Source organism: Gelidibacter pelagius, from assembly GCF_017581925.1.
GTDB lineage: Bacteria > Bacteroidota > Bacteroidia > Flavobacteriales > Flavobacteriaceae > Gelidibacter > Gelidibacter pelagius.
On the sequence record NZ_JAGEVG010000001.1, the window covers coordinates 160907 to 173588 of the forward strand.

11 protein-coding genes are annotated in these 12682 nt (G+C 36.2%); 4 read left to right on the plus strand and 7 right to left on the minus strand.

All coding sequences use genetic code 11. The features are described from left to right. Positions 1-13: 13 nt before the first annotated feature. Complete coding sequence (gene rnr, locus J4051_RS00730; RefSeq protein ID WP_208231696.1) at positions 14-2248, minus strand: ribonuclease R; 2235 nt, start codon at positions 2246-2248, stop codon at positions 14-16. An 860-nt stretch (positions 2249-3108) separates the two neighbouring features. Between rnr and J4051_RS00735 the strand changes: the two genes are divergently transcribed. The 3 genes from J4051_RS00735 to J4051_RS00745 all read left to right on the plus strand — a co-directional run bounded on the left by J4051_RS00735 (position 3109) and on the right by J4051_RS00745 (position 4730). After that, positions 3109-3471 (plus strand): hypothetical protein, encoded by a 363-nt coding sequence (locus J4051_RS00735; protein WP_208231697.1) that lies wholly within the window; start codon positions 3109-3111, stop codon positions 3469-3471. Between the two features lie 249 nt (positions 3472-3720). Then, the gene (gene rpiB, locus J4051_RS00740; protein ID WP_208231698.1) at positions 3721-4155 is read left to right on the plus strand and encodes a ribose 5-phosphate isomerase B; all 435 of its coding nucleotides are present in this window, start codon (positions 3721-3723) and stop codon (positions 4153-4155) included. A gap of 131 nt (positions 4156-4286) precedes the next feature. Next, the gene (locus J4051_RS00745) at positions 4287-4730 is read left to right on the plus strand and encodes a GNAT family N-acetyltransferase (protein ID WP_208231699.1); all 444 of its coding nucleotides are present in this window, start codon (positions 4287-4289) and stop codon (positions 4728-4730) included. Here J4051_RS00745 and J4051_RS00750 read toward each other — a convergent pair. From J4051_RS00750 to J4051_RS00775, 6 genes are all read right to left on the minus strand, one after another. Then, positions 4727-5560: an OmpA family protein gene (locus J4051_RS00750; protein WP_208231700.1), complete on the minus strand. Its 834-nt coding sequence runs from the start codon at positions 5558-5560 to the stop codon at positions 4727-4729. The genes J4051_RS00745 and J4051_RS00750 overlap by 4 nt on opposite strands. Positions 5561-5631: 71 nt before the next feature. After that, the gene (locus tag J4051_RS00755; protein WP_208231701.1) at positions 5632-7266 is read right to left on the minus strand and encodes a S41 family peptidase; all 1635 of its coding nucleotides are present in this window, start codon (positions 7264-7266) and stop codon (positions 5632-5634) included. A gap of 18 nt (positions 7267-7284) precedes the next feature. Beyond that, complete coding sequence (gene rnpA, locus J4051_RS00760; RefSeq protein WP_208231702.1) at positions 7285-7668, minus strand: ribonuclease P protein component; 384 nt, start codon at positions 7666-7668, stop codon at positions 7285-7287. A gap of 77 nt (positions 7669-7745) precedes the next feature. Then, positions 7746-9638, minus strand: coding sequence for a M1 family metallopeptidase (locus tag J4051_RS00765; RefSeq protein ID WP_208231703.1), 1893 nt, complete (start codon positions 9636-9638; stop codon positions 7746-7748). 16 nt (positions 9639-9654) lie between these two features. Further along, the gene (locus tag J4051_RS00770) at positions 9655-11271 is read right to left on the minus strand and encodes a S8 family peptidase (RefSeq protein WP_208231704.1); all 1617 of its coding nucleotides are present in this window, start codon (positions 11269-11271) and stop codon (positions 9655-9657) included. 12 nt (positions 11272-11283) lie between these two features. Continuing rightward, positions 11284-12147, minus strand: coding sequence for an MBL fold metallo-hydrolase (locus J4051_RS00775; protein WP_208231705.1), 864 nt, complete (start codon positions 12145-12147; stop codon positions 11284-11286). A 162-nt stretch (positions 12148-12309) separates the two neighbouring features. On the opposite strand from J4051_RS00775, the gene J4051_RS00780 reads away from it, so the two are divergent. Continuing rightward, the gene (locus tag J4051_RS00780) at positions 12310-12663 is read left to right on the plus strand and encodes a DUF202 domain-containing protein (protein ID WP_236027135.1); all 354 of its coding nucleotides are present in this window, start codon (positions 12310-12312) and stop codon (positions 12661-12663) included. Positions 12664-12682 lie beyond the last annotated feature (19 nt).

Below are 12682 nucleotides of genomic sequence, written 5' to 3' on the forward strand. Positions count from 1 at the left end.
TAAGTTGGAAATGTTACAATTGAATGACTTGTGGTTTTCCAATCAATGTAAAATCGAGATGTTTTTTAACTAAATCGGTGTTTTTCACCTTGACCACGACTTCTTCACCAAGTTGATAACTGATCCCAGTCTTTCTTCCGATCAATGCATATTCTGTCTCGTCAAATTCGTAATGATCATCGTTCATATCTCTTACAGAGACCATCCCCTCACATTTGTTGGAAATGATTTCCACATAAATTCCCCAATCTGTCACTCCAGAAATAACACCAACAAATTCTTCGTTTTTATGGTTTTCCATAAACTTGATCTGCATGTATTTTATAGAATCCCGTTCTGCTTTTGTGGACAGATTTTCCATATTACTGGAATGGTTACATTTCTCCTCATAGATAGCTTCATTAGCCGATTTTGCCCCATCAAGATAATGCTGCAATAAGCGATGCACCATAACGTCAGGATAACGACGTATAGGAGATGTAAAATGTGTATAATAATCAAATGCCAACCCATAATGCCCGATGTTATCTGTGGTATATTCCGCTTTACTCATCGTTCTGATGGTTAAGGTATCTACTAAATTTTGTTCTTTTTTACCCTGAACATCACGCAATAACCCGTTTAAGGAGGAGGCAATACTATTGCGATCCTTAAAATTAAGTTTGTATCCAAATTTCGAAACCACACCTTGTAAAGTGGCCAATTTTGTGGCATCTGGTTCATCATGGACTCGGTATACAAAAGTCTTTTTTGGCGATTGTTTCCCAATAAATTCGGCAACTTTCTTATTGGCCAGCAACATAAATTCTTCAATCAATTTGTTGGCATCTTGACTGGTCTTAAAAAACACACCAATCGGATTTGCTTGTTCGTCCAAATTAAACTTTACCTCTACTTTATCAAATGAAATAGCGCCTTCTCTCATACGCTGACCACGCATGATTTTTGCCATTTCATCCATTTTTAAAACAGCGTAACCTACTTTTTTATCTGCATGGTATTCTTTTCCTTCAATAGCAATGTCTTCCGGAATTAGCGTATCAATGGAATTGATATCCTTTTGCGAAGGAATATTTGTATTTTTTTCAATAATCGCTTGTGCTTCTTCATAGGAAAAACGCGCATCACTATAAGTCACTGTTCTACCGAACCATTGTTCCTTAATTTCTGCTTTGTCGTTCATTTTAAATACTGCCGAAAAGGTATATTTCTCTTCATTCGGACGTAAGGAACAAGCATTATTTGAAAGCACTTCCGGAAGCATTGGCACTACCCTATCCACTAAATACACTGACGTGGCCCGCTCATAAGCCTCGTCATCCAAAACAGTCCCTTCCTGTACATAATGCGATACATCGGCAATATGAATTCCAATTTCATACAACCCATTGTCCAAAACTTCAAAAGATAAAGCATCATCAAAATCTTTGGCGTCTTTTGGATCAATGGTGAAAGTCAACGCTTTTCGCATATCGCGACGCTTGGCTATTTCCTTTTCATTGATGGATGTATCCAACGTATTGGCATAATCTTCAACTTCTTGAGGAAATTCAGAAGGTAAACCATACTCAGCCAGAATAGCATGGATTTCAGTATTGTGTTCTCCAGGTTTTCCTAAAACCTTTATTACAGCTCCTTTGGGAGAATCTTCGCCTTGTTCCCAACTTTCAAGAGACACAAGAACGACATCACCATCTTCAGCTTTATTGATTTTATTGATAGGTACAAAAATATCCGTGTACATTTTGTTGCTATTCACAACTACAAAAGCATAATTATTATGGATTTGGATAACGCCAACATACTCACTTTTGGCACGCTTGATAATATTTGTAATTTCACCTTCAAATTTTCCCTTTTTACGACGTTTATAGGCATAAAACTCAACCTCATCGCCATTTAAGGCCTTGTTAATGTTATTTGAAGCGATATAGACATCTTCATCAAAATCAGGACTTATAATGTATCCTGAGCCTCTTGCGGCCATATCCAAAATTCCTGTATGATATTCTGTAGTCACAATGGCTTTGAATTTGCCACGTTCAGTTTCTTCAATTTCCTTTTTAGCCAGGAGTTCTTGAAGTTTTTTTATAATTTGATTTCTGCTCGAAGCGTCATCCACTCCAAGTTTAGCAGCAATTTGTTTGTAATTGAAAGATTGGTTTCTATCTTTTTTTAAAATACTTAGAATTGTATTTGTTAGGTTAGAGATCTTATTTGATGATCCCTTTCTTCTTTTTTTTGTCATTTATTTTATAATGTAATCTTATTGAATTTCTAAAGTTAGCGAAATTCAGTTATTTGAAACTTAATTAAAGGAGAAGATTGGTAATTAAGTTTTACAAAACTACGGTTTTAAAATTAAATCACTTTATTTTTAATATTAAGTTAACGTAAAATGACCTTTAACCTAATGCGAGTCTTTATAAATCATTATATCTTTTTATGATTTACTCTACCAAAAATTTCTTTAGATTTCAATAAAATGATCCAAATTCGAATCTAAAAAACAGTTATCCACATTTATATATATTATAATCAGTTTTTATTTAAATTTAAAAAAAATAATGGTGCTTATGATGGTGTGTTAATAGCCGTGATAACTTTATTAGGTTTTGCTTTGAATAATCACTTATCACACTTACTGAAGATGATGTTAACAGACTATATTAATCAAACTGATTGATTCTGAATGCAATCTTTGTAGTTGTTAACAGCTGTTGATAACCATAATTCACAGCAGTTTGCTCATAACATTTTGTCATTTTCATGTTCATAGACTATCATTTAGATGATGATAAACAATCCAAACAAAATGGCTAACTTTTTTGGTTATATCATTTAAGATTTGGCTGAGAAAAAAAATCGGATATATAAAATTTATCTTTTAAATCTTAGCCACAAGTTATGAACAAGTAATGAGCAACTGTTGATGGCCGATTGTTATCAGTTTAGTCGTACTAAACTATAGAATGCCAATTATTTTGATTATGTGGCTACTTTCTCATAATTTTTCGTTAAGTTAAACTACAATTTTTTGAAACTGGAGAGTTTAGTAACTTTGATATAATAGCTTTAGAGTCAATTTTTTAATAAAGAAATAGAATTATGAACAAGATTTATTTATTATTGGTTTTCGGATTTATTACCCTTAATGGGTGTGATTCCAAAGATGAACCACAAAAAACGGAAATTGAATATTTAGATTTAGAGGCTTCAATGGGTCAAAATCAAAATATCGAATTCCCTCTGGGTTCTTTTCTATCAGAAGGGAATACCGAAATAACCAAACAAGCTGAACATTATGAAGTAAGCGAAATAACCTATGAAGAAAGTGGTTTGATATACAATTATAGACCTATTCAATATTTTAGCGGAATAGAGCATGTTGAAATAACTAAATCTTCTTCCATTGGCGATCATAATTTTAATCAAAAGACAGTATTTAGAATTAATATTACTGTCGAATAATAACAGCCCATAACACCGTAAAAAAATTGCAGTTAAGAGCTAAATTTAACGTTTGATTCTTTTCTGCCATCTTTGTTTCTAAACCGAAAATAGCACTCATGAATATGCTACTTTTGATATACAAAACCGATACCTATCGGATATAATAACCTGTTCGTAACATCTCTATTCCATGTTAAATTTAAAACAGATAGGCTATATTATTTTGTAACTTTATCACCTGAAAATAAGATTTAAAAAATAAATATTATGAGAATTTCAATTGGTAATGATCACGCAGGTACTGAGTATAAACAAGCTGTTATAAAGCATCTGGAAAAGAAAGGTTACACCGTAAATAATTACGGCACCAATAGTAATGACAGTGTGGACTATCCTGATTTTGTGCATCCCGTAGCCAAGGATGTGGAAGAAAAAGCTGTTGACTATGGAATTATTATCTGCGGCAGCGGTAATGGGGCCAATATGACGGCAAATAAGCATCAAGGGGTGCGTTCTGCATTGTGTTGGACAAAGGAGATTGTTGCGTTGGCAAGGCAACATAACAATGCCAATATTTTAAGCATTCCCTCCAGATTTACCGCCTTACCACAAGTTATTGAAATGGTAGATACCTTTTTGGATACTGCTTTTGAAGGTGGACGACATGAAAACCGAATTAAAAAGATTCCAGTACAACATTAATTTTCACCAGTAAGTTTTAGACCCTAAGGTTCTTGATTAATGTGCCTGTCTTTCATATCCTAATATTAAATATTCAAATAGGAGGCTTCCTGTTTTTTGAGTGATAAATCATTGATCATTTAAGATAACTCATGCTAAACATTTTTACCAAAACTTTTAAAGAACTCTCCATTGATGAGCTTTACGCTATTTTACAATTGCGAAGTGAGGTTTTTGTGGTGGAGCAGGATTGCGTCTATCAAGACATTGATTATAAGGACCAAAATGCCTTACATGTTATGGGTTATAAAAACGATCAATTGGTTGCCTATACCCGTGTTTTTAAACCAGATGATTATTTCGATCACGCTGGGATTGGAAGAGTTCTCGTTAGAGCTGGAGAACGTCATTTAAAATATGGTTATGATATTATGGAAGCTTCTATACATCTCATTGAGGAGGTTTATAATGAAACTAAGATCAAAATATCTGCGCAGACCTATTTGAAACGCTTCTATAATAATTTAGGATTTGTAGAAGTTGGCGATGACTATTTGGAAGACGGTATTCCTCATATTGCTATGTTGAAAACCTAATTGGCCTCATTGACATAAGTCACCAAAATCTCTACACGTCGGTCATATTTTGCTTCACCTCCAAGTGGAAATTTTCGTCGCATACCCACAAATTTCATACGTTTGGGATCGACTCCTTTTTTAGCCAGATAATCATAAATATATTTAGCTCTTGCCAAGGATAAATTGCGCTTTTTAGTTTTTCTGTCAATGGCATCCCTACTGTTTTGTGTGCAACATACATGACCTTGAATGGTAAAATAGATGTCTTCTCTTTGTAGAAGGACTTTTGAAATCTCTTCCAAGGTTTTTTTTGATTCAGGAAGTAAGTAACTATAACCGGTTTTAAAAAGAATATTTTCTAAAAGTATATAATCACCAATTTTTATATCGCCAGCTAAAGTTTCACTGGCGGTTTTCGTTTTAGTGACTACTTCGGGTCTTGGAGGAAAATAGGGCGTCACAATAATTTCGACTTTTCTATTCAACCCTCTTATTTTGCTGACATCTTCTTCTTTGATGAGTTTTAGTAGGATTTTGCCCTTGCCATCCACATTGGTGATAATGGATTCATCAAATTCGTTATTTGAGAAGATGGTTTTGATGCTGTTGGCCCTATTTTGTGAGAGGACCAAGTTATATTCAGCACTTCCTCGGTCATCCGTAAATCCGTAGATGGAGATTTTTTCGATATCTAAAGATTCAATTTCGGATAGAAAAAGTAAAAGTCTGCTGTGTTCGGTATCCGTTACGTCGTAAGCATCAGTTTTAAAAAATACCTCATGCTTTAATTCCTCTTGTGCACAGATTATTTGGGAGAAAAGAAAACCTAAGAAGAAGATTTTTTTCATAATTTATTCGCTTGAAAGATTAAATATAACTAATTTTTCAAGAATTACATTTTCTTATCGATGTATGGAATTTATTGAAGATAACCGAGATAAGTTGAAGGATTTTTAAGGATTTCAGTACCTTTTTTGATTTCGGTATTGTGTTCAATATAATAAGAATACATGCCTTCTCTATAAAAGTATCGTTTCACAATTTCTTCTGCCAATAATCCCATAAGTTGGGTTTTATTAGCATCAATCGCTTCTGTTTTATAAGTGTTCAGTGCTTTTAATAAGGTGGTGTATTGTGCATCAATCACGCTGTTCAATGCTTCTTCCTTGGCTACGGACAGCGCATCGTCAAACGCTTTTTCGGTTTTGGTTTCAAAAGTAAAATTATTGGATTTTAGAAAATTCTTAAACGCATCAAAATCTGCATCCGTCAATTCAAAGGTTTTTAAATCAGTAACTTGATGTGAATAGTAATATTCCGTAGCAAAATCGAAAATCAGGTTTTCGTTGACAATAGCGCTTGTTATAGGGCTTAATTTTGTAATGCCTAGTTCCACGTCAGGCTGGATACCGCCACCATCGTAAACTGTTCTGCCGCGTTTGGTTTTGAACGCTGTATAATTATCTTTTGTGACGCGTGTGGCCTTGCCCAATTCATCCCTATTCCAATAATCCAAAGACTGGATGCAACGTCCTGAAGGGGTATAATAACGTGAGATTGTAATTTTCAATTGTGTTCCATAAACCAGTGGTTTTGGCCGTTGTACCAAGCCTTTTCCAAAACTTCTGGCGCCCACAACCACTGCCCTATCCAAATCCTGCAATGCACCTGCCACGATTTCACTTGCCGATGCACTTCTGCCATCAATAAGTACGACTACTGGAATTTCCGTATCTATAGGTTCCTTTTGGGTATAATAGGTTTTATTGTATTTATCAACCTTTGATTTTGTGGTGACCACCAATTGATTCTGAGGTACAAAAATGTTCGTCACATTTACTGCTTCGTTTAATAGACCTCCCAAATTTCCGCGAAGGTCCAAAACAAGCTGTTTTGCTCCTTGGCTTTTTAAAGCTCTAATGGCAGTAATGGTCTCAGAGGATGCTTTTTCGTTAAACTTGCGCAACACCACATAACCCGTTTTGTCATCAATCATTGAAAAATGCGGAACGGCATGAATTTCTACGGCTTCACGCTTAATGGTTGCCGTTTCTGTTTTTCCTTGGCGGACATAAGTAACATCTACTGTAGTTCCTGCAGTACCTTGCAATAGATTACCAGCATCATCACTAAAATCTGCCACTACGGTATTATCCACCTTGATAATCTCGTCGCCCGCTTTTAAACCTGCCTTATCCGCCGGAAAACCTTTGTAAGGCTCTATGATGACCAATTTATCCTTTAAAGTCAATACACTGGCCCCAATGCCTGTATAATCACCGGTATTATTAATTCTTGATGCTTCTACATCCTGTTCGTTATAAAAATTGGTATAGGGATCCAAATCCTGAAGCATACTTTTGATGGCCGTATCCATCAAATCTGCAGGATTCGTTTCGTCAACATAATTCATGTTGACTTCTTTAAAAAGTGTCGTAAAAATTTCTATTTGTTTGGCAATTTCAAAGAAATCGTTCTTAAATGCCGATCCTGTTATAAATAGAACACTTAAAAAGATAGGGATCAGTATCTTTTTGGTCAATAACTTTTTCATAATCTTAGTCTCAAAAAATTAGGGTTTAGTGAGGGATTGTTGTTTTAAAAAGGCGTCCATTAGGGTATTCATTTTTTTTGAAACCGTTTCAAAATCGGTTTGGGTTTTACCAATGTACAAAATCATAAACGCATATTGATCGGGAATGTTGTTAAAATATTTCGATTTATTAAGTCGATAAGCTTCTCTCATCAAGCGTTTTATTCTATTTCTATCAACGGCCTTTTTAAAATTCCGTTTGCTTACGGAAACACCTGCTTTTATTTTTACAGGATCGTCAAAATTGGTCTTTAAATATACCAATCGCAATGGATAAGCAACTACAGACTTGCCTTCAGAAAAGAGCTTTTCAATAAGCTTCTGGCCTTTAAGTTTTTCTATTTTTTTATACGACTGATCCATAGGGTAGCAAAGGTACTACTTTGCAGCATAAAAAAACCGCCTGTTGGAAGCGGTTTTTTTATAAAGCAAGTGTGAGGTTAATTAACTTTTAGAACGTTGTTTTCTCTGTTAACATCTGCCATATACCCTCTCGGATCAATGGTTATAGACGCTATATTACTCTTAGGTTTTTCAAGATCAAAAGTATAGGTTGGATATGCCCAAGCCCAATTTGATAAAACTGTTGTGGTATCAGTTGTTGGTTTAGCACCTCTCGTCATTCTTAAAGGAATATGATAGGCTGATTTTGAACCATCAGTGTAGGTAATCTCAAGATCTAAAGGCATCGGCATTAACCCGATGCGCTCTAAAGTGACGGTTGTTTTATTGCCCTCGGAATCCACATTTTTAACCGCATAATCAATGGTGTTTGTGGTTTGGGCCCAATCGGTTAAATACCAATCCAACTCAAGTCCCGAAACTTTTTCGGCGATGCGAATAAAATCCATAGGTTTTGGGTGTTTGAAGGCCCATTCCTTATAATACTGCTTAAGGGTTTTGTCCAGATTTTCTTCACCCATAATATAACCCAATTGTGATAAAAACAAGGCACCTTTACTGTAGGAAGCAACAGAAAACGCCCGATTGTAGGCAAAACGGTCAGCGTGGGTAGATAGAGGCTGTTCTCTATCAGAATTGGCCATTGAAATATAGGAACGATACGATCCAGCAAAAGGATTATCACTATTGGTACCGGTAATGGCATCCAATGCTCTATCCTGAATATAACTCGTAAATCCTTCATCCACCCAAGAATGTTTGTTCTCATTGCTTGCCAATACAAATTGGAACCAGCTATGTGCCAATTCATGGGCCGTAACACTGATCAAACCACTTATTGAACCCTCACCTACAATAAGTGTACACATCCCGTATTCCATGCCACCATCACCGCCTTGTATCACAGAATATTGATCGTAAGGATACTCGCCTATATGCGTGCTAAAATAATCCATCAACTGTTCTGTAACAGGTTGTAATATTTTCCAGTTTTCCAGTTTATCCGCTGGCATGGTTTTTTTATATAAAAAATGCAACATGGGTCCATTTTCAATCTGAAGTTTGTCATGGATATAGTCAGGATCTGCCGCCCAGGTAAAATCGTGAACGTTTGGTGCTTTAAAATGCCAAGTAAAAGTCTTGCCTTTTTGTTTTTTTACTGCTCCGGTTTCGTAACCATGGCCTATGTCGTTCGGATTTTGAAGATAGCCTGTTCCGCCAATGGTATAATTTTTATCGATGGTGATTTTGACATCAAAGTCTCCCCAAACACCATAAAATTCCCTGGCAATATAAGGATGTGCATGCCAACCTTCATCATCGTATTCTGCCAGTTTTGGATACCATTGTGACATGGACAATGCCACGCCTTCTTTGTTATTTCTTCCAGAACGACGGATTTGTACCGGTACTTGAGCATCAAAAACCATATCAAATGTTGTTTTTCCTCCGGGTTGGATTGGTTGATCCAAAGTAACGATCAAAATGGTGCCTTGCGTTTCATGATTGACTTTTTTGCCATCTTGAGTTAATGAATTCACTTTGATATATCCTGTTTCATCCGGACTTAATTTACTGATTCTACTCTCATAAATTGGATCAGCCTTGGTGCCTAAATTATTGACCATACGGCCGTCAGGATCCGGAATGCTTTTTAACCGAGCATCCATTTCGCTGTCCGGTTGGAAGGCATTTGGATATAAATGATAATAAACACGGTGCAAAACATCAGGCGAATTATTGGTGTAGACCAATTTTTGTGTGCCAGTATACTTGTAGGATTTAACATCCATATCAATCTCCATGGTGTAATCTACATGTTGCTGCCAATAGTGTGGATTGGAAGATGGTGGTGTCTCGTTTTGTGAATGCCCTTTTGTAAGCGGCATGAGCAAAAGAAAACTAAGAATTAAAGAAAAAGTGATTTTCATTATAAATACGATTTAATTAAAGGTTTTTTGCCGTTTGTTCCGCTAAGATCATAGCGTTGTAAGCGTTGGCAATTTTTTGTGATTTTGAAAGCTCGCTAAATGGTTTTACGTTCGATGATTCGCCACCAACCATTACTTTGGTCGTTAGCGCTAAGCCAGAATCCATAATAATTTTTTTAACCTGTGGCGCGGTCAATTTTGGATAATAAGAACGAATTAGTGCGGCAATACCTGCAACCGCTGGAGAAGCCATTGAGGTGCCTCCAATGCTCTTATATGTATTTTCTGGGAAGGTCGAATAGATATTTCCTCCTGGAGCAAAAATATCAACGTTTATTCTACCATAATTTGAAAAGCTTGAAACCATCCCAGAACCATATTTTGGATCTAATGATCCCACACTTATGAAATTATCTGAAACCTCAGGCCCAGTGCCAATAGCGTCATTAGGATAGACATCTTTGGTATCAAGGTCAGCACCTTCATTTCCGGCTGCATTAACAATCAAGACATCTTTAGAGGCTGCATACACAATAGCATCTCTTACCCAGTCACTATGTGGAGAGTAGTATTTACCAAAACTTGTGTTGATTATTTGGGCGCCGTTGTCAGCTGCATATCTAATAGCCAAAGCGATATCCTTGTCGTATTCATCACCATTTGGAACCGCTCTAATACTCATGATTTTTACATTGTTTGCAACGCCATTGGCACCTTTCCCGTTATTTCTTCCGGCAGCAATAATACCTGCAACGTGTGTCCCGTGGCTTTCAGACGGTTTAACAGGTTTTACATTGTTATTGCCGTAATATTTCTCTACCATATCATCAGGGTTATCCCCTGTTTTACGACCTCTAAAATCGACGTTGAGGTTATAATTAAGACGGTCTGTAATGTCTACCAAACCTTCACTTATATCGGCTATAGCATCTTTAAGGCTATCAAAGTCCATGGTGTAAACGTATTTTGCAATAGCGATGTATTGTTGTAAGGTTTGATTGCTGGTGCTGATGGCATTGACATCTTCCTTGGTATAATTTTTCTTTTTCGTTTCTTTTTCTAAGGCATCATCAGCATTGGTGATTTGTTGCAAAAATTGCTCATAATTGGTTTTGATACCAGCGTATTTGTCATATTCCGATTGCCGTTCTGCTTTGGCTTCTGCATATCGTGGGTGCGACGTATCGCCACTTGCCAAAAGACGTACAAATTCCAACTGTTCATTATAGCCGTCGCCTAAAAAATTCCATCCATGTACATCATCAACATAACCGTTGTTGTCGTCATCTATCCCATTACCTGGAATTTCTTTTGTATTGGTCCAGATAGAGCCTTGTAAATCTTCGTGGTCAATATCAATTCCTGAATCGATAACTGCAACGATAACAGTATTGCCTTTTCTGTTTTTGATAATTTCATCGTAAGCCCGGTCAACGCTCATCCCAGGAATGGTATCGTTTTTAAGATCTAAATGGCCCCAATGTTGCTTTTCAGCTTCGGTCAATTCAGAAGTTTTTAAAGGCAAGGTGTCGATGTTCTCCAGTGGTGTTGAAACGACGCTGGAAGTTGATCCACAACTAAAAAGGATACTTGCTGCAAAAGCAACAATAGCGAATGATTTAAATGATTTCATGTGATCTATCTATTAATTTGTAAAAATATCGTGTGTAGTAAATGTCTTATCTAAACGAACGCCTTTGTCCGTATGTTTTACGGTGATGATTTGATTATGGGCATCGTGTTCCAAAAACAGGTAATAACTATTATCAGCAGCTAAGTTTAGGAACACTTCTTTTTCATCTAAGGTCAATAATGGTCTGGTATCATATCCCATGACAAAAGGCAGAGGCAAATGTCCAGCGGTTGGTAGCAAATCGGCCATAAAAGCGATGGTTTTATCTTTATAGCTGATGAGTGGGATCATTTGTTTATCCGTATGCCCGTCCGCAAAAAAGATATCGAAGCCCAATTCAGAGTTTTTTAAAAGTCGATCGTCCGGAAGTGAGGTAAACTTAAGTTGGCCACTTTTTTCCATCGGAAGGATGTTTTCTTTCAAAAAGGATGCTTTTTCTCGTCTATTTGGTTGGGTTGCCCACTGCCAATGTTCGGAATTACTCCAATAATGAGCGTTTTTAAAGGCAGGTTCGTAACCGGTTTTGTCTTTATTCCATTGGATGCTGCCACCACAATGATCAAAATGGAGGTGAGTCATGAACACGTCTGTGATGTCATCCCGATGAAAACCGTGTTGTTTTAAAGAATTGTCAATGGAGTCATCGCCCCATAGAAAATAATAGCCAAAAAATTTATCGCTCTGTTTGTTGCCCATTCCGGTATCAATTAGTATGAGTCGGTTGCCGTCTTCAATCAATAAACAACGCGCAGCAATATCAATCATATTATTGGCATCGGCAGGGTTGGTACGTTGCCAAAGCGATTTTGGAACCACACCAAACATGGCACCACCGTCAAGTTTGAAATTACCAGATTCAATAGGATATAGTTGCATAATTGTTACTTTAGGCTTTGTTAAACTCGCAAATTACTAAAACACTTAAAATTTGACCGTTTTGGTCAATGATATTGGCTGTTTTTTAACATATTGAAGCTAACTTACGACTCTGATAATTTGAAAGCACTAAAAATTATTTTAATTTTATAAAAAAGATTTATGAAAAGAATTGTTCCAGCGTCTCTAAAGCTAAGCAAAATTAAACTTTTGAGGTTTGGACGGGATTTCAAACCAGATCAAGAGGTTATTTTAAGAGATTATTTGGCCATTGAACGAACGAGATTGGCTAATGAGCGCACTTTATTGTCTTATATCAGATCCTCGTTATATTTAATGTTGGGAGGCATTGCTTTTTTTCAGTTAAAAAACTTTCCTGATTTTAAATATTTGGCCGTATTGTCTTTAGTTTTTAGCGCCATTTTTTTCATTATTGGCATCTATCGCTTTACGGTACTCAAAAAAAGCTTAAAAAGATTATATTACAATTCAGAATCAAAACAGCAGAAGAAGTAGGGAAAATTTATTGCTGAAA

Bases quoted from the DNA above. Each gene is read 5' to 3' on its own strand.
- J4051_RS00745 (WP_208231699.1), top strand. From the start codon at position 4,287: ATGCTAAACATTTTTACCAAAACTTTTAAAGAACTCTCCATTGATGAG.
- J4051_RS00750 (WP_208231700.1), bottom strand. From the start codon at position 5,560: ATGAAAAAAATCTTCTTCTTAGGTTTTCTTTTCTCCCAAATAATCTGT.
- J4051_RS00765 (WP_208231703.1), bottom strand. From the start codon at position 9,638: ATGAAAATCACTTTTTCTTTAATTCTTAGTTTTCTTTTGCTCATGCCG.
- J4051_RS00755 (WP_208231701.1), bottom strand. From the start codon at position 7,266: ATGAAAAAGTTATTGACCAAAAAGATACTGATCCCTATCTTTTTAAGT.
- J4051_RS00780 (WP_236027135.1), top strand. From the start codon at position 12,310: ATGAAAAGAATTGTTCCAGCGTCTCTAAAGCTAAGCAAAATTAAACTT.
- J4051_RS00775 (WP_208231705.1), bottom strand. From the start codon at position 12,147: ATGCAACTATATCCTATTGAATCTGGTAATTTCAAACTTGACGGTGGT.
- rnpA (WP_208231702.1), bottom strand. From the start codon at position 7,668: ATGGATCAGTCGTATAAAAAAATAGAAAAACTTAAAGGCCAGAAGCTT.
- J4051_RS00735 (WP_208231697.1), top strand. From the start codon at position 3,109: ATGAACAAGATTTATTTATTATTGGTTTTCGGATTTATTACCCTTAAT.
- J4051_RS00770 (WP_208231704.1), bottom strand. From the start codon at position 11,271: ATGAAATCATTTAAATCATTCGCTATTGTTGCTTTTGCAGCAAGTATC.
- rnr (WP_208231696.1), bottom strand. From the start codon at position 2,248: ATGACAAAAAAAAGAAGAAAGGGATCATCAAATAAGATCTCTAACCTA.
- rpiB (WP_208231698.1), top strand. From the start codon at position 3,721: ATGAGAATTTCAATTGGTAATGATCACGCAGGTACTGAGTATAAACAA.